This is a genomic window from Novosphingobium sp. BL-A-41-Hi4A-0G (assembly GCF_055521735.1).
In genome coordinates, this window is the sequence record NZ_CM145501.1 from 2,561,812 (window position 1) to 2,579,252 (window position 17,441).

Here is a 17,441-nt window from a genome sequence, read left to right on the forward strand (position 1 = left end):
GTTCGTCGCTTCTAGTACAACGCATCCGCCATGTTCAGCGACAGCGCATACTGGCCAACGAAATCGGCGATGTGTCCATAGCCTGCGCGGCTACCGGACTCCCAGCGCAACAGCACCTGGTACCCGCAGCTCGACGGATTGAAATTGTACCACGGCCCTGCCGCAATGCTCTTGCCGCGCGCGAAGTATTCCTCGCCCCGGTCGTCGACGAAGCGGACGTTGGCGCTGGTCACCAGCATGTCGGTGCGCTTGGCATCCATCTGCGCCGACATCAGCGGGCGCCGCTCGCCGTTGACCAGCACGTAGCCGTAGCGCAGCCCGCCATAGACCATGTCGCGGCCCTGGAAATCGATGTCGAGGATCAGGAATGCCCGGACGTCCTCGCCAAGATCGACATGGATCCAGGTCGCGCCCTTGTTGCCCCAGTCATTGCGCGGGCCCCAGCTCTTGTTAACGCCTTCGATGCAATCGACCTGATAGGTCTTGTCGCGCAGGCGCAGCGTTCCTGTCACGCGGCCCTTGCCTTCGAGATGGCCGTTGTTCCAGCCGCTGTAGCCCTGCACGTGGCTGCCTGCCGCCTGCGGCACCTGCGCCGGATCGCGCGCATCAGTCGGCTCGCAGATCGCCGAATAGTGCAGTTCGAGCGAGCAGATCCCGTCGCGCGATTCATAGCGCCAGTCATGCTCGCGCTCGCTGTGCGCCTTGAAGCTGAGCCCGTTGGCCAGCGTGAAGTCCGAATAGTCCTCCGGGCAGCGCAAGTGCATCTGCGCATCGTTGTGATGCAGCTGCCAGGGGTGGAAGCACATGCCCTGGTGTATCTCGATCGAGCTGTGGCAGACCCCAAGGTTCGGCCGCGCCACGCAGTAGAGATTCCCGCTGATCCCGAACTCGGGCACCGAGAATATCTGGAAGATCGTCTCGGTCCAGGTGTCGTCAGCCGGATCGCGGTCGTGGAACTTGTAGTCTTCGGCGGTGATCATCGACCAGGACTTCCAGAGGAACGGGAATGGGTCACAAAGGGGCGGCAGGCCGGCACAAGGGAACACCGGCCTGCCTGGTGCATCAGAAGCGGTACCGCGCTTCGAGCATGTAGGTGCGCGGTTCGCCCGGGATGACGAAGTTCAGCGCGAACAGGCTCGCGAAGCCGACGCCGCCGGTATAGAACGTCTTGTTGAAGGCGTTCTTGACCAGACCCGAGAACGACCAGCCACGGCCATCCTGCTCCTCGATCCCGAGCCGGAAGTTGGCGAGCGTGTACCCGTCGATCTTCGTGTTGGGGTTGAGCGAAAGGCCCGTCGAGCTGAAGTAGTTCGACGACTGGTGATAGGCATCGCCGTGCGCGGTCACGTTCCAGCCATCGGTCACCGGAAGGGTGATGTCGGCCGCAATCGTGCCCGACCAGCGCGGGGTATCGGGGTAAGTGTCGAAAGTGGCGAAGCTGGTGCCGCCGTTGGTGCCAAGCACCGCAACGCGATTGTCGGTGAAGCGGGCATCGGTGTGGTTCAGGCTGCCGCTCAGCGTGAGCCATTCGGCAGGCTGGATCATGCCGTCAAGCTCGAAGCCGGTGATCTTGGCCTTGGGCACGTTGACGGTGATCCCGGCGAGAGCACCATAGACCGCGACATAGTTGGCGCGCTGGATGTTCTCGACCCACATGTTGTAGACCGCGAGGTTGAGACGGACCGGCATGCCGCCCGCATCGCCCTTGAACTTGGCACCCAGTTCGACGTCGGTCGCCACTTCCGGACGGAACTCGCCGCCCGAGGTGTTGGCAAAGCCCGGCGTCGGCGGAGCGTGGAAGTTGAAGCCACCGCTGCGGAACGAACGGCGCGTCATCGCATAGAGCATCAGGTTGCTGTTGACCTGGTTCTGCAGGCCTGCGGTCCAGCTCACCTTCTTGAAGGTGTCTTCCTGATTGGTGATGAAGCGGCCATCGGCATAGAACGGCGCATAGACAGGGTTTCCGGTGACGGTCCACTGGTCGTCCGGATCGCGGACGAAGCTGATCTTCTCCGAAGTGTAGCGCAGGCCGCCGGTCAGCTTGAAGCCTGCAAACCCGGTGTCGAGCGTTGCCTGGGCATAGCCTGCGAACGTCTCGCTGGTGGTGGTGCCGGCGTTGATCTGCGGCGGCAGACCCAGCCCGTTCAGGATGAAGCTGGTGTTGCGCAGGTGATCCTTGATGTGGGCATAGTAGCCGCCGATCACGTACTCCAGCTTCTCGTTGAAGGCCTTGCCCTGCAGCTGCAGTTCTTCGGAAACCTGCTCGATCTTGCTGTCGCCGCCGAAAGCGCCCGTGGTCGAATTGCCGCGACCGTCGATGCCAAAGCGCGTGCCGTCGATGTCGCTCGCGCTGAACGATTTCGACCGGGAATAGCCGAAGACGTTGCGCAGCTTGACGTTGTCGCTCAGCTCGGCCGAAGTGATGTTCGAGACCACCCAGTTGCGGGCGCGGAACACGCTCAGCGAGTCCACGTCGACCACGAAGGGCCCGCGCTTCTGCTGTTCCTTGCCGAAGTTGACGAGGTCAGGGAAGAACACGTTGTTGGGCACGAACGGGTTGCCCGGCACGTTGTTTGCCACCGGCACGACATAGGACACGACCGGCTGGATGTTCGAGCCGTTCGAACGGAAGTAGTCCACCACCAGATCGTTGCTGATCGGGCCATCGGGCATAATCGAAAGGCTGAAGCGCAGGCCGAGGCGATCGATCTTGCCCTCGTCGGTGTCGTAGAACAGATTGTGCTGATAGCCGTCACGGTTGCGGTACGAACCCGCCACGCGGACAAGAACCTTGTCCTCGACCAGCGGCCCGCTGACCGCGCCTTCGACCTGAACGTCGTTGAACCGGCCATAGCGCACTGCGCCATAGCCGCTTAGCTCGCGCGTCGGCTTTGCAGTGGTGAACAGCACCGCGCCACCTGTGGCATTGCGGCCGAACAGGGTGCCCTGCGGCCCCTTGAGGACCTGGACCGACTGGAGGTCGTAGAACGCAGTGGAGCCGCCACCGGTCGCCACCTGCACTTCGTTGACATAGGGCAGGACCGAGGGCAGCGAGCTGGTGTAGGCGTCGACCGTCTGGCCACGCAGCGAATAGTTCAGCTGGTTATCGTTCTGGCTGCTGCGGACGATCAGGCCCGGTGCCACGAACTGAAGGTCACGCTCGGACGTGACGGCCTGCTTGGTCAGCGCTTCGGCACCGACAACCGCGACGGCCACTGGCGTGCGCCCGAGCGCTTCGCTGCGACGCTGCGCGGTGACCACGATTTCTTCCGATCCTGCAGCCGGGGCTTCGTCAGCCGCCTGTGCTGCTGCCTGCGCCATGGCAACGCCCGGCGCAAAACCGCACGCAAGGGCCGAGCCCACCAGCAATGCGCGTTGCAAGTCCTTCAACATCCTTCCCTCCTTCGACGCGGGAGCCGTCCCTGTTTTTGGCCGCTTTCACGGCCTCATCCGACTCATCACGCCTATAACGATAAAGCTGTTTATTTTTAGATCAACCGTTTTCTGCATCGGCCTGTTTCGTCCATTTATCCTGATTTATATGGGTTTGAAAGGAAACATTTTGATGATCATACGTTTTCCCGATAGCAGCGTTGACGGGATGATGGTTCCTGCCCATAACGAAGATGACCATTGCCGGAAGCCGAACGAGTGCCATCTGACCTGCATGAAGACCTCCTCAGACTGACGATCGCGCTGGGCGCCGAAAGCGGCCTGGAGCGCCTTTCGCTCCGGCAGATCGCCACGGCGGCAGGGGTCTCCACCACGGCAATCTTCCAGAACTTCGCCGGCAAGGCCGAACTCTTCGCCGCCGCCGTCTCGCAGGCAATCGCGCTGGACGAAGCGTTCCAGCAGCGCTTTACCGAAGACGCCTTCCCTCTCGTCTCAGGGCACGACGCGCTGGCGGATGTAATGGCAGCATGCGTCCAGTTGCGCGCATCGCGGTGCGAGGCACGCTTTCTGTCCGAGATGCTGATCAATCTGCGCGATTATCCCGAATCCGCAGAATCCATCGGACGCTGGCACGAGAGGCGTGTGGATCAGTGGCGGCAGCTGCTCGTTCGGCTCGGGATCGATGCCGCCTTTGCGCCGCTCCTGGTCGGCTACCTGCTGATGGAGGGCTTCTATGCCCACGCGCTCACCGATTCGGCCTCATACCGGATGCTGCTCGCGGAAACCTGCCGAGCCCTTTGCGATACCGTTACCCGCGAGCACGGCAACGAGCGGAAGAGCGGCGGCGTCAGCATGGCATTGGACGTGCAGCCCTTTGCCGTGCGCGCGCCTTCCCTGCCCGAATCCACGCTGCCAATGGCCGAACACCTGCTTGCCTGCGCGGTCGAGATTATCAATGAGGGCGGCATCCGCAAGCTCAACCAGCGGTCGCTGGCCTCCCGCGCAGGCGTCTCGGGCTCGCTGATCGCCTACCACTTCGGCGACATGAAGACCCTGACCATCCAGGCAATCTGGCGTGCACTTGTGCAAGGCATCCCGCCGCAACTCGATCCGGGTGGCGATCAGTCAACCTTCCCCAAATCGCTCGGCGAATGGTTCGACGCACTTGAAGCCATGCTTGACGTGTCAGACCATGGTTCGAATGGATTCTACATCAGCGTCTCGCTGCTGTCGGCAAGTGCCTGCCTGCTCGCTTGCAACAATCCCGAATTAATGCCGCTGGTTACCTACTTGCGTGGGCTTGAAGGCTGGGGAACCTACCGCGTGAGCCAGGCGCTCCCTTCCACGGGCGGCGCGATTCACCGCGACCATGCGGCAGCCTTCGGCATATGGATCAAATCGGAAGCCTTGCTACGCCACCTGCGCGTCCGTTTCCAACTTGCAGCGCCGGTCCTCGTTGCAGATGCTGCGGCAATGCTTTTTCCGGTTCGGCAGCCATAGCACCGAAGGGCACTGACAAACCTAACGCACCGTTTGGAGATGAACGCTCAGTTCGCTACCTTCACCCCATGCCAAGATTGCGCAAATCTGCGAGCCCCTTCCGCTATTTCAACGGCACCATCAAAAGGAATGCACCACTAGCGATGGATGAAGGTGGATTGCAGGATCCGCTTATGGGCCGCCCTCGCAAACCAGAAAATCCGTTCCGCTATTTCCATTCCTCGCCTGAGGTCATTCGCCTGATGGTGATGCTGTATGTTCGCTTTCCGCTAAGCCTGCGAAACGCGGAGGATTTGCTGTTCGAGCGCGGCATAGACATTTGTCACGAAGCGGTGCGGCTATGGTGGAACAGGTTCGGGCCGATGTTCGCGGCCGACATCCGGCGCCAGCGCGTGAGCCGCATGCGCAGTTTCCGGCATTGGAAGTGGCACCTCGACGAGGTCTATGAAGCGTCCCGGGTTTTCCGGAGGCAGTTTGAATTGGGACATGCCACCAAATCGAGGGTCTCGTTGGCTGCATAGTAGTTGGCCTCGGCCTCAGCAGGCGGGATGTGTCCGATGGGGCCGAGCAGGCGATGGTTGTTGAACCAATCGACCCAGCGCAGGGTTGCCATTTCCACGGCTGACACGCTGGGCCATGACCGCTGCCGCCAGATGACTTCGGCCTTATAGAGGCCGTTGATCGTCTCGGCCAAGGCATTGTCATAGCTGTCGCCGACGCTGCCGACCGACGGCACAAGGTTCGCCTCGGCGAGGCGCTGGGTGTAGTTCATGGCAAGGTATTGAACGCCCCGGTCGCTATGGTGGATCAGTCCGTCATCGGGGCCGGGGCGGCGGGCGTGGATCGCCTGTTCGAGGGCATCTAGGACGAAGCCGGCGGTCGCCGAGCTGCTAACCTTCCAGCCCACGATCCGTCGGGCATAGGCATCGATCACGAAGGCTACGTAAACGAACCCTGCCCAGGTGTGGACGTAGGTGAAGTCGACCACCCACAGGGCATTGGGGCGACTGACGCGGAACTCACGGTTGACCTTGTCCAGCGGGCATGGCGCCTTCGGATCGCCGACCGTGGTGATAGTCTTCTTGCCACGCCGCACACCTGCCAGCCCCATGGCTGCCATCAGGCGTTCCACTGTGCACTTGGCGATCACCACGCCTTCGCGCCGCAGCTGGTGCCAGACCTTGCGCGTCCCATAGAGACCGAAGCTGGCCTCATGGACGCGCTTGATCTGTGCCCGCATCTCATCGTCCCGTCGTGCCCGAGCCGGTCGCCTGCCGGGATCGGCAAGGCGGGCAGCATGCTCGTGATAGGAGGACGGGGCGATCGCCAGTTCACGGCAGATCGGCTCGATACCCAGGTCCTCGCGATGGGCGTCGATGAACGCCATCATCATCTGCCGTGGCGGTCGAGCTCCGCCATCGCAAAATACGCGGAAGCCTTGCGCAGGATCTCGTTGGCCCGCCGTAGCTCCTTGACCTCCCGCTCCAGCAACTTGAGGCGTTCCCGGTCAGTGGCGGCCTGCGCCACTGGCCCCGCTCGTCGGCTCGCCTCCTCGCGGCACCAGCGGCGCAGCGTCTCGGTCGTGCAGCCAACCTTCCCGGCGATCGAGGTCATCGCCGCCCACTCCGACGGATAATCCCCTCGATGCTCATCGACCATCCGCACGGCACGGTCGCGAAACTCAGGCGAAAACTTGTTCCTTGTAGCGCTCATCACAGCTCCTTCTCACAGATAGGAGCCTCCGGAAAACCCGGGACGCTTCACTACGTGAAGTTCAACGGCGAGATGCACTACCTTTGGCGGGCGGTGGACCAGGAGGGCGAAATCCTGGAATCCTACGTCACTAAAAGTCGCGACAAGGCGGCTGCCTTGCGCTTCATGCGCAAGGCATTGAAGCGGCACGGTCGGGCAGAAACGATCGTGACTGACGGCCTGAAACCCTACCCGGCGGCGATGAAGGACCTCGGCAACGAACAGCGCCGTGAGGTTGGCCGCCACGCAAACAACCGGGCCGAGAATTCGCATTTGCCATTCCGCCGACGAGAGCGAGCCATGCAGCGATTTCGGCAAATGAGGTCGCTGCAGAAATTTGCCTCAGTGCACGCCTCGATCCACAACCACTTCTCACAGGCACTTCTCACAGGCACTTCTCACAGGAACGCCACCTAGTCGACCGCCAGACCTACAAGCTTCGCCACTCGGCCGCGCTGGCCGAGTGGCAGGCGCTTGCAAGCTGAGATCTGGCCTACAACAGGGACGCTTTGTCCACAGAGAACGTTTCGCATCAGACTGACACCTCCAGACGGACCGTTGAACAGTCTGCGACTTGTCACGCCCCTATCAGCCCGCAGGTCGGTCCCTCTCAGAGACTATTTCGCCGCGCAATTCTGCCCAGAATTGCTGCGCTGGCTTTGGCGGTTCTCTGGAAGGTGGTTTTGTCGAACGAGTGAAGGCCGAACCGGTACTTGTAACCGAAGCCCCATTCGAAATTGTCGATCAGCGACCAGTGGATATAGCCGCGCACCGGCACACCATCGTCGATTGCACGCTTCAGTTCGGTAAGCGCTTCGGGAATCAACCACTGGCGCAACGCGTCGTCGTCGGAATTGACGCCGTGTTCGGTGACATAGACCGGCAGCTTCGTCACCTCGTGAGCGTAGCGCACCGCCCCCGCCAGAGACCCGGGCCAGACTTCAGTGCCGCCGGTATTGCGCGGCGCATCGGCAGAAGGCGGCAGTTCGCCCTTGTCGTTCCAGACTTTGCGCTCGTAGTTCTGCACACCGATGAAGTCGCAGGTCTCGCCCGCAAGGCGCAACCACTCGTTGTAGTAGCGCTCGCGGATCCGGTCGCGCATCGAGTTCTTGCCGACCGCCTGGTCGTCGATCATCGCGAGGCTCACGCCCACTGGTAGGTCCGGCCGCACCGCCTTGATCGCGGTCAGGCCTTGGCGATGCCCTTCCATCATATTGGCGCGATAGGTCTTCGGTTCCTTGATGTAGAGCGCTACTCCCGGCGTGTAGAGCGCGACGCCAAGCTGCCTCGCTGCCGCTTCTTGCGTCGCCTTGTCGCCTGCCATCAGTTGCGGCGGCAGGATCTCGCCGATCACGCCAGCCAGATTGGGCTCGTTCAATGTCGTGGCGAGTTCGATTCCTGCCGCAAGATGCCGTGCCGCCCGGTCGCAGAAGCGGGCGAACAGCGCGGGCGATTGAGGATTGTGCCAGCCGCCCTTGGCTGCAAACCAGCGCGGCGTGGTGAAGTGATTGAAGGTGACGACCGGCTTGAGTCCCCGCGCCCGGCAACCCTCGATCATCGCCTTGTAATGATCGAGCATGGCATTGGAGAAATGCCCTTCATCCGGCTCGATCCGCGCCCATTCCAGGCTGAAGCGATAGGAATTGAGGCCTATGCCCTTCACCAGATCGAGATCGACCGGCCACAGTTCGAAGCTGTTTGCCGCATCGCCCGAGCGCTCGGCAAAGATAGTGCCGGGGACGTTCTCGATCACCCACAGGTCGGCGTTGAGATTGTTGCCTTCGATCTGGTGGGCAGCCGTCGCCGCGCCCCACAGGAAGCCGTCGGGGAACTTCGGCTCCACTGGCCTGATCTTCGCAGCCCGTGCCAGCGCGGTGCTGCCCGCCAGAGCGGAAGCTCCCAGAGCCAGGGCCGAGCCCATCACGCTGCGACGATCGATCATCTCACTTCTTCTCCGTTGCCAGCAGGCCTTGCGTGCGCATCCACCGGTACATCAGGTCAAGCCAGCCTTCCTCGGGCGAGCCGACAGGTCCAGCCCCGAAGCCATGGCCGCCTGAGGAAAACAGGTGGAATTCTATCGACTTGCCCGCCGCACGATAGCTTTCCAGCAGCGGCAGTCCCTTCTCGCGCGCCAGCAGGAAGTCGTCGGCGGCAATCGCCACGAACATCGGCGGCGCGTCGGCAGGCACGGTCATGGCAGCCATGTTGGGATAGATCGGCGCGGCGAAGTCCGGGCGGTCAGCGCCGCCCTTCTCCACCATGCTGCGGGTGAGGAAGCCACCAGCGGAAAAGCCCATGAACCCGACCCGCTTCGGATCGATCCCGAACTGCGCGGCGTTCGCGCGTACATGGCGCAGCGCGGCTATGCCATCGGCCAGAGCCTCCGCAGGCGTGTCGGCAGGCGGCGCGAAAGCGGCCTTCTTCCCGGAAATCATCTTGTCGAGTTCGCCTACGAAGACCTTCTGGTCAGGCGGCGTCGGCAAGGTGCGGTATTTGAGAACGAAGGCCGTCACGCCATGGTTGGCGAACCAGCGCGCCACTTCCCAGCCTTCCTTGTCCATCTCCAGGCCGAGGAACGCACCACCGGGAGCGATGATGACCGATGCCGGCGATGGCTTGCCGACGGGCTGGAACACGGTGAGCGTGGGCCGGGTGACATTGCGCACGGCATAGCGGCCCATGTCGCTGGGATGCCAGACCTCGCGGTCGACCTTTTCGGCCGTGGGCAAGGTGATGGTGTTCGGTTGAGCGGGCGCGACAACTGTCTCGGTGGAAATGCCGGTCTGTGCCAGAACCGATGAGCTTGCGAGGAGGGCGAGGCCAAGGCCAAGCAGCGAACGCCGAAATGCAGGCAGTGTCATCAGTTCATCCGTCTCTGTGGCTGGCTGCTCCGATCTTGGCCGGACACAGCAGAAAATGGGGCCGCCACCCGAGGGCAGCGGCCCCTTTTACATCAGAAGTTGATGCCGGCACGCACGCCGATGGTGCGGACGGATTCAAAGCTGAAGCGCTGGTTCAACGTCAGCACAGGCGGTGCCACGCCAACAGGGTTGGCATCGCCACCGTCCGAACCGATCGAGATCGGGCGGATCTCGTTTGTGCAGTTCTTGCAGAACAGGCTGATGTTCCAGTTCTCGGCCTTGATTCCGGCGCGCAGGTCGATCGTGTCCCAGGTGGGGATGGTGAACGGCGCGCCGATGCCGGCCGACTGCGGCGAGCGGTGGTAGTACCCAACGCCGAATTGCGCCTCTAGCCCGTCCGTGATCGGCGCGGCATACTCAGCGCCAAGTGTCGCCGTGAACTTGGACGACAGCGGCAGCTGGTAGCCCTTGGCGTTGAATGTGCCGACAAAGCCCGGCAATGACGAATTGATATCCGCCTTGCAGCCACCGGTCGTCTGCGTCGGGTAGCACTGGGCGCCCGGGTAGTCGTCGAACGTGGCATCGGCATAGGACGCCGAACCCGACAAGGTCAGGCCTTCGAAAGGCCGGGCCTGGAACGAGAAGTCGATGCCCTTGGTTGTCGCCGTGGCGGCATTGCCGAGCACGAAAGTGCGCAGCGCCTGCACGAAGGCCTGGACCTGCAGGTCATAGAACTTCGTGTAGAAGCCCGAGACGCTGAACGTCAGCGCGCCGTCGAGCGCCTTGCCCTTGATGCCCAGCTCGCCACCGCGCGAGATTTCCGGACGAACCGACAGATCGGCACCGGGAGCGGGAGCCGTGTTCGAGAAGCCTGGGCCCTTGAAGCCTTCGCCGTAGAAGCCATAGACCATCAGGTCAGGCGTTGCCTGCCAATCGAAGCCCAGCTTGTAGCTGAGGTCGGTCGCATCGGTCGTCTGGTCGGTGACGTTCTTCTTCACGCCGAGCGTCACGAAGTAGTTGCCAAAGTTCTCGCGCAGGTTGATCTGGGCCTTCTCGTACGTCAGGCGCGCACCGGCGGTCAGTTTGAGAGTATCAGTCAGTTGATAGCCGAGCTGGCCGAACGCGGCGTAGCTGTCGTTCTTGAGACGATACTGGAAGTCCTGGCCCAGGAACGAGGTATTGCTGACGCCGCAGGCAGGCGGCGGACCGGCGCTGACGGTGGCGCCGATGCAGAACGGGAAGCCACGCAGGACGAAATCCGGAATTCCGGTGTTGCCGCCACGGAAGCCCACGTTGCTTCCGATCGAGCGGTAATAGTACAGGCCGAACTGACCGGTCAGCGCATTGCCGCTTGGCAGGGCAAGGCGCAGTTCCTGCGAGTACTGGTCATACTTCTGGGTGGCACCGTTGAAGCTGAAGAAGTTGAACGGCGTCTGGTCTGAGTCGAACTGAAAATCGGTCTTGGCCTGCTTCCATGCAGTGATGCTGGTCAGCTCCATGCCGTTGCCGAGCTTGAGGCTCACGTTCGCCTGTACGCCGCCCGTATCGCTGTCGCGATAGTTGGGCGCTTCGGCGGCAAAGTTCAGGTTCTCTGACCCGGCGACCAGGCCACGCGCCGGATAGGCGCTGCCGGGGCCGAATTCGCGGAAGGTGATGTCGTAGCGCCCGGTGATGCCGCGCTGGCGATTGTAGTCGCCGATCAGATAGACCGAGAGGCTGTCGCTGGGCTCATAGAGGAACTTGGCGCGAAGCCCGAGATTCGTCAGCCCGAGGTCGTTGCGGACAGCCGGGTTGACATTGGATACCGTAATCGGGTCCTGATCGCTGTAGATCGCGTTCAGGCGAAGCGCGGCCTTGTCGCCCACTGGCACGTTGATCGTGGAGCGGACCTGATAGCCGTCGCCATCCTTGCCGGGACGGGCGCGCTGGACCAGTTCGCCATCGGCGCTGAACGACATCTCGCCAAGCTTGGGCTTGTTGGTGGTGATGTTGACAAGGCCTGCCGAGGCGTTCTTGCCGAACAGCAGTCCTTGAGGCCCGTTGAGCACTTCGACGCGGGCAATGTCGTAGAAGGCGTTAGCTGCATATTCGCGGTTGCCGAGAACCACATCATCCACGACCTGCGAGACGCTGGCTTCGACGGTGTTGGCAAAGGTTGCCGTGCCGACGCCGCGCACCGAGAAGGTGTTGTCCTGCGCCACCTGAAGGCTCGGCGCGAGCTTGGTCACGGCGGTCAGGTCGTTGGCGCCACGCTGGATCAGCTCATCTGCGCTGACCACGGTGACGCTGACCGGAACCTTGAGCACGTTCTCGCTGCGGCGCTGTGCGGTGACGATGATTTCGCCGGGAGCCGCCTGTTCGTCCGCGGATTGGGCGAATGCGGGTACTGAAGATAGCAGCGCAATGGCTGCAACTGATGCCGACTGGACGAGCCGGGTCTTCCTGCTGATGTTCATGGATTATCCTCCCTCAGAACCTTCGTGCGGATGTGAGTTGTGCCCCGCCGGTCCGCACAACCGGCGCCCTGCCCTTGCTCAGGGCAGGATGATCGTTGCGTGACGTTCGTTGCGGACGATGGCGGGCTGAAATTCGGGTGGAAAATAGGGATGGCGATAACGGATCGCGCTGCCGACAAGGTGGACGCCGCGTGCCAGCCCGCCCTCCTTGGGGACCACAACCGTAAAGTGGTCGCCAACGTAGAGGCGGGTCTGCGTCGCCTCGTTCATCTCGTCACGGGTGTATTCCTTGTCGCCAAGCCGGAACAGGTTGTGCTCGGCCGGGTAAAGGACGCCGTCGACGGTGATATCGACGCCCTCGATCAGGCTCAGCCGCGAGGAGCGGTAGTTGGCCTGTCGGATGCGAAGCTCGAAGCCGGTGCGTGCGCCCTCTGGGCCGATATTGCGAAAGCCGGTGCTCTGGATGTGGCTGCGCTCAAGCATTGTCCGAGCCCCCGTTCGCTGCGTCATATTCTTCATCGAGCTTGCGGATCAGCGCGTGCTGGCGGCGCACCTGTTCGATCGCCACCCACGGATCGCGCTTGCCTTCGTATTCGCTCGAGAGGTAGCCGGCGTAGCCGAGCTTTTTGAGCATCGGCACGATCCGCTCCCACGGGATCTGATGATCGTGCAGGGTCTCGTCGATGTTGTGGAACTTGGCCTGGATGAACGGGACGTACTGGATCACGTCGGCCAGATGCTCGACCGGCGTGTGGATGCCATTAAGGAAGCTCAACGCCCCCTTCTTGATCTCGTCGGTAATGCCACCGCCCCAGTGATCGATCGGGCGATCCTGGAATATGCCGGTGTCGATCATCAGGCCGAAGTTCTTCGTGCCGGTACGCTCGATGAACTGCACATAGGCATCGGTCACCGGATGGCGGATCGGCGTCGGCGAATGAATCTCGGGCAGAATTACCAGGTCGAGTTTGTTCGCCAGATCGAGATTGCGTTCGACCGCGCCTTCCCAGATCGGATCGGGCGTCAGGTCATGGTCGATCACGCCGAACTTCGGGCGGATGAACTTGAACCCAAGCTTGTGCCCCAACCGCAAGTCCTGCGCGATCTGGGCTGCACCTTCCTCAACGCTCATGTTGCGGTTCAACTGGATGCGGGTGTCGACCCAGCAGGCAAAGTTGGTTGGCTCAAGCTTGTAGCGGTCGAGCTTCGCGAACCAGTCGTCGATCCACGCGACAGGCGGTTCGGGGTAGAGCGGCACGCTCGTTTCGCCGAGGATCTCGATGCCGGTCGAACCCGTATCTGCCACGTGATCGAACGCATCGTCCAGCGTCATCACCGTGCCGAAGTCGTCCGTGTAGCTGTACAGCGAAACGCCGTACCTGAAACTGCTCACTCTTGCCTCTCCCATCACGATGCGCCGGAATGGTCTATTAATCACCGATCATTTGAGCCTCTATTAATCGACGATCAATAAGAATGCAACAGGCGAACGCGCGCGCTTGCGCATCGCGTGCAAAGCAAGCAAAGCTGCAGGAATGACGGGGACGACAGCGACAAGAGAGCGGCGGGGCAAACCCTCGCACCGGGATGACTTGCGCAGCGAGTTGCTCGCGGCCGCCTATGAACTTGTGGTGCGCGAAGGCCACGAAGGCCTCTCGATTCGCAAGCTGGCAGAGGAAATCGGCGTTTCGCCCGGCGCGCCGTACCATCATTTCCCTGACAGGCGCTCGCTGCTCATTGCGGTCGCACTTGAAGGATATCGTCAGCTGCTTGCCGAAACAGAGAAGGCCATCGCAGCATCACCAGAGGGATTGCTGTTCGCCAATCTGCTGCACTTCATCCGCTTTGCCGCAGCCAACCCGAACATGTTCACCCTGATGTATGAAAGCGAACTGGTCCGCCCTCAGGTTGCGCCTGAACTGGCAGAGGCACAGGACATCGGGTTTCAGATGCTGCGCCGGGAAGTTACGCGCGCCACGCAGCATCTGTCCGAGCACGAGCGCAGCCTGCGCATTGCCACGATCTGGAGCGCGATCTTCGGCTTTGCCCTTCAGACCAACCGGGCCATGTTACGCGCACATCCGCTGGAACCCATGCCGGACGAACTCGCACCGGAGATTGTCCGGCAAGCCCTCAGGCTCATGGCCTGAGTTGGCGCTGTCATGTCTGGACGGGGCCCTGCGATCCAGGATGATGTTTGGTGATCCGACGGTCTGCGCTCGTATCGCGCCGCGATGACCGAGCTCGGTTGCGAGGACAAGCAGGAGATCGGGCGATGGGCGAACAACCGGGTGGAGAACAGCCACCTGCCCTTCCGGCGACGAGAGCGTGCCACGCTCCGCTTCAGGCAGATGAAGGCACTAAGGAAGCTCGCCTCGGTTCACGCCTCACTCCACAACCCCTTCTCCCAGGAGCGCCACCTCGTCGACCGACAGACTTTCAAATAGCGACGCTCGGCCACTCTTGCCGAGTGGCAGCCGCTCGCATCTTGACGTCAGCGCGCCTCTGGGACCACTTTGTCCGCAGGGAACGTTTCGCTTTAAACTGACAGCTCCCTGCGCTCGCCTGATCCCGTCCGGCGCCGCACCATGCAGCGCCGGAGCCGTCGCGCTTAGTCGCGCTTTTCGAATTCCAGTTCGGGGAAGCCCTCGTCCGCCGACTTGTCGAGCGCGTCGTAGTAGAAGTTCGCCCCGCCGAAGTAGATCAGCACTCGTGGTGGCTTATCCTCGCGGTTGGCCCCCATCATCCACGAATTGACCTTGTACCCTTCAGCCATGAGCGTCTGGCCGTGGATATCGGCTGTCTGCGCGGTCCATGCCTCCTCGGCCTCGCGGCGGGGATGGAATACGTCGATGCCTTCGCGCTCCATCTTGGCGATGCACTTGCTGATCCAGATCACGTTCTGCTCGATCGAGGTCGGCAGGTTGGCGAAGGGAGCCTGCGGGCCGGTCACCATGAACATGTTGGGGAAGCCTGCTGCGCAGACGCCCATGATGCATTCCGACAGCGACTTCCACTTCTCGGCCAGCGTCTGCCCGCCCTCGCCCCGGATCGGGAAGGCTTCCAGCGCGCCGGTATAGGCCTTGAACCCGGTCGCGAGTACGATGATGTCGAACTCGTACTCGTGCTTGCTCGTGCGCACGCCCGTCTCGGTGATCTCGACAATCGGCTGGTCATTCTTGATGTCGACGAGGTGGACGTGATCCTCATTGAACGCCTCGAGATAGCCGTGATCGAGCGGCGGGCGCTTGGCGAAGAGCGGATAGTCATCGAACGTCGGCGTCAGCAGGTCGGCAAGGCGCTTGTCCTTGACCCGCTCCTTCATTTTCGCGCCGATGAAGTCTGCTGCCATGCGATTGGCTTCGGGGCTGGCGAGCAGGTCGTCGAAAGTCTCGAACACCCAGCGGAAGCTGCCGGTCCAGTTCTCCTCGAAGATGCGCTGGCGCTCCTCGGGCGGCGTGTCGAGCGCATTGCGCCCCACCGGGCTGTCGAAAGCCATGCCGAACACGTGGGCGCGGCACTTGGCAATCACAGCCTCGTAGTTGTCCTTGATCTCCTTTTCCCACTCGGGCGTCATCTCGCGCTGCATGGCGGGGAGGATGTAGTTGGGCGTGCGCTGGAACACGGTGACGCTGGTCGCCGTCTTGGCGAGTTCGGGCACCATCTGCACCGTCGTCGCGCCCGCACCGATGATGCCCACGCGCTTGCCGGCATAATCAACCCCTTCACGCGGCCAGCGCGAGGAATGGAACAGCGGTCCCTTGAACCTGTCCATGCCCGGAATGCGCGGGATCACCGGTTCGGAGATCATGCCCATGCCGCTGATGAAGTATTTGCAGGTAAAGGTCTCGCCGCTGCCCGTCGTAACCTGCCAAATGCCCCGGTCCTCGAGATACTTCGCCTCGACGATCTCGGTGTTGAGCTGAATGTGCGGCCACATGTGGCAGCGGTCGGCCACGAACTGCAGGTATGCCTGCGTTTCTTGCCGCCCCGGATAGCGCTTGGTCCACGACCACTCTTGCAGGATCTCCTTCGAGAAGGCGAGGCAATAGTAATAGCTCTCGCTGTCGGTCGCCGCGCCCGGATAGCGGTTCCACGCCCAGGTCCCGCCGACATCGGCAGCGCGATCAAAGATGCGGATCGAAAGCCCCGCCTCGCGCAGGTAATGGATCAGCGCGAGACCGGCAAAGCCCGCCCCGATGCCGATGGCATCGAAATCGACCTTTTCGGATGTGACGGGCCGTTCGGCCACGCTGGTCTGGGTGGTGTTCATTGCTCGTCCTCTCCTCGCAACCTTCGTGCTTCGCGCGGTTGCTTGCTTGATGTGCGGTGCCCGGGCTGCGCTCAGTAGAGCGTGTCCATGCACTCCTTCGAATAGGGCTTGAGCTGGTCGACCGCGCCAGCGCGGACTTTCTCCAGCCAGTTGGGATCGGCCAGCAGGACGCGGCCCAGCGCGACCAGATCGAAATCGCCCCGGTCAAACCTGCGGGCGAGTTCGTCGAGCGACTTGAGCGTCGGCACCGACTGGCCCTCGACAAAGTCCTGCATCAGGTCACGGTCGAGCCCCACCGAACCGACGGTGATCGTCGGCCTGCCGGTGATCTGCTTGGTCCAGCCCGCGAGGTTGCGATCGTCCTCGTTCGGGAAGGCCGCTTCCCAGAACCGCCGTTCCGAGCAGTGGAAGATATCGACGCCTGCCTCGGCCAGCGGCCCGACCCATTGCTCCAGTTCGGCAGGCGAAGTCGCGATCTTCGCTTCGTAGAGGTAGGTCTTCCATTGCGAGATGCGGAAGATGATGGCGAAGTCCGGCCCTGCCGCCTCGCGGATCGCGGCAACCACGTCGGCGGCGAACCGCACGCGCGAGGCGATGTCTGGCCCGCCGTAACGGTCGTCGCGCTGGTTGGTCACGTCCCAGAAGAACTGGTCGAACAGATATCCATGCGCGCCATGAAGCTCGACCGCCGGGAAGCCGAGCCGCTGCGCATCGAGCGCGCCGCGCACGAACGAGGCGATCACTCCGTCGATATCCTGCGGGGTCATCACCCGCCCGCCCTCGATGCCCGGTCCGACAAGGCCGGACGGGCTTTCCAGCGGATCGTGAGGTGAATCGGGGAAGTTGAAATCGGTGCAACCACCCACGTGCCACAACTGCGGGATCATCACCCCGCCCGCCTCCTCGACCCCGGCGCGGGCGCGGTCAAAGGCTGCCAGCGCTTCCTCGCCATAGAAGTGCGGCACGGTGTCGGCGGCAACAGAGCCCGGACGATCTATCGCCACGGCCTCTGTGATCACTGCGCCGACGCCGCCTTCGATGCGGCGGCGGTAGTAGTCCGCCGATTCCTGCGTCAGCACGCCTCCGGGCGCGAAATAGCGGGACATCGGGGCCATCATGAAGCGGTTGGCAAGCTTGAGCGACTTGCATTCAAACGGCGTGAAGAAAGGATCGAGAGCGGTCATCGGTGTGCCCTATGTCCAGCCG

General features: G+C 62.4%; 12 protein-coding genes, 3 pseudogenes and 1 other annotated feature. Of the genes and pseudogenes, 5 read left to right on the forward strand and 10 right to left on the reverse strand.

What is annotated here, in order from left to right:
* Positions 1-11: 11 nt before the first annotated feature.
* Positions 12-980, reverse strand: coding sequence for a DUF7064 domain-containing protein (locus tag ACZ1JX_RS12450; RefSeq protein WP_465123861.1), 969 nt, complete (start codon positions 978-980; stop codon positions 12-14).
* Positions 981-1,062: 82 nt separating this feature from the next.
* Entirely contained in the window at positions 1,063-3,393 is a 2,331-nt protein-coding gene (locus tag ACZ1JX_RS12455; protein WP_465123862.1) for a TonB-dependent receptor, read from the reverse strand.
* A gap of 258 nt (positions 3,394-3,651) precedes the next feature.
* Between ACZ1JX_RS12455 and ACZ1JX_RS12460 the strand changes: the two genes are divergently transcribed.
* Entirely contained in the window at positions 3,652-4,893 is a 1,242-nt protein-coding gene (locus tag ACZ1JX_RS12460; protein ID WP_465123863.1) for a TetR/AcrR family transcriptional regulator, read from the forward strand.
* A 173-nt stretch (positions 4,894-5,066) separates the two neighbouring features.
* Positions 5,067-5,339 (forward strand): annotated as a pseudogene (locus ACZ1JX_RS12465) (IS6 family transposase); the annotation flags it as partial.
* Here ACZ1JX_RS12465 and ACZ1JX_RS12470 read toward each other — a convergent pair.
* Positions 5,336-6,606 (reverse strand): IS3 family transposase gene (locus tag ACZ1JX_RS12470; RefSeq protein ID WP_465123864.1). Its coding sequence is split into 2 segments (ribosomal slippage): positions 5,336-6,318 and positions 6,318-6,606, totalling 1,272 coding nucleotides; the frame shifts between segments, so codons are not numbered across the junction. The pseudogene ACZ1JX_RS12465 and the gene ACZ1JX_RS12470 sit on opposite strands and share 4 nt — an antisense overlap.
* Positions 6,211-6,325, reverse strand: a sequence feature (AL1L pseudoknot). It overlaps the preceding gene by 115 nt.
* A gap of 51 nt (positions 6,607-6,657) precedes the next feature.
* Here ACZ1JX_RS12470 and ACZ1JX_RS12475 point away from each other — a divergent pair.
* Positions 6,658-7,130: pseudogene (locus tag ACZ1JX_RS12475) on the forward strand (IS6 family transposase); the annotation flags it as partial.
* Between the two features lie 125 nt (positions 7,131-7,255).
* On the opposite strand, the gene ACZ1JX_RS12480 reads toward ACZ1JX_RS12475, so the two are convergent.
* From ACZ1JX_RS12480 to ACZ1JX_RS12500, 5 genes are all read right to left on the reverse strand, one after another.
* Positions 7,256-8,587: a family 1 glycosylhydrolase gene (locus tag ACZ1JX_RS12480; RefSeq protein ID WP_465123865.1), complete on the reverse strand. Its 1,332-nt coding sequence runs from the start codon at positions 8,585-8,587 to the stop codon at positions 7,256-7,258.
* A gap of 1 nt (position 8,588) precedes the next feature.
* Positions 8,589-9,506, reverse strand: a complete 918-nt coding sequence (locus tag ACZ1JX_RS12485) for an alpha/beta hydrolase (protein ID WP_465123866.1) — start codon at positions 9,504-9,506, stop codon at positions 8,589-8,591.
* A 92-nt stretch (positions 9,507-9,598) separates the two neighbouring features.
* On the reverse strand, positions 9,599-11,962 hold the full coding sequence (locus ACZ1JX_RS12490; protein ID WP_465123867.1) for a TonB-dependent receptor: 2,364 nt from the start codon (positions 11,960-11,962) through the stop codon (positions 9,599-9,601).
* Between the two features lie 78 nt (positions 11,963-12,040).
* Positions 12,041-12,445, reverse strand: coding sequence for a C-glycoside deglycosidase beta subunit domain-containing protein (locus ACZ1JX_RS12495; protein ID WP_465123868.1), 405 nt, complete (start codon positions 12,443-12,445; stop codon positions 12,041-12,043).
* The gene (locus ACZ1JX_RS12500) at positions 12,438-13,355 is read right to left on the reverse strand and encodes a sugar phosphate isomerase/epimerase family protein (RefSeq protein WP_465123869.1); all 918 of its coding nucleotides are present in this window, start codon (positions 13,353-13,355) and stop codon (positions 12,438-12,440) included. The genes ACZ1JX_RS12495 and ACZ1JX_RS12500 overlap by 8 nt, the downstream gene beginning before the upstream one ends.
* A gap of 142 nt (positions 13,356-13,497) precedes the next feature.
* Here ACZ1JX_RS12500 and ACZ1JX_RS12505 point away from each other — a divergent pair, with 142 nt between their 5' ends.
* Positions 13,498-14,112: a TetR/AcrR family transcriptional regulator gene (locus ACZ1JX_RS12505; protein WP_465123870.1), complete on the forward strand. Its 615-nt coding sequence runs from the start codon at positions 13,498-13,500 to the stop codon at positions 14,110-14,112.
* A 54-nt stretch (positions 14,113-14,166) separates the two neighbouring features.
* Positions 14,167-14,409: pseudogene (locus ACZ1JX_RS12510) on the forward strand (DDE-type integrase/transposase/recombinase); the annotation flags it as partial.
* Positions 14,410-14,573: 164 nt separating this feature from the next.
* Here ACZ1JX_RS12510 and ACZ1JX_RS12515 read toward each other — a convergent pair.
* Together ACZ1JX_RS12515 and ACZ1JX_RS12520 are read right to left on the reverse strand one after the other, a co-directional pair.
* Positions 14,574-16,235: a flavin-containing monooxygenase gene (locus ACZ1JX_RS12515; protein ID WP_465123871.1), complete on the reverse strand. Its 1,662-nt coding sequence runs from the start codon at positions 16,233-16,235 to the stop codon at positions 14,574-14,576.
* A 71-nt stretch (positions 16,236-16,306) separates the two neighbouring features.
* Positions 16,307-17,419 carry an NADH:flavin oxidoreductase gene (locus tag ACZ1JX_RS12520; RefSeq protein WP_465123873.1) on the reverse strand — a complete coding sequence of 371 codons (1,113 nt, stop codon included), beginning with the start codon at positions 17,417-17,419 and terminating at the stop codon, positions 16,307-16,309.
* Positions 17,420-17,441: the final 22 nt, after the last annotated feature.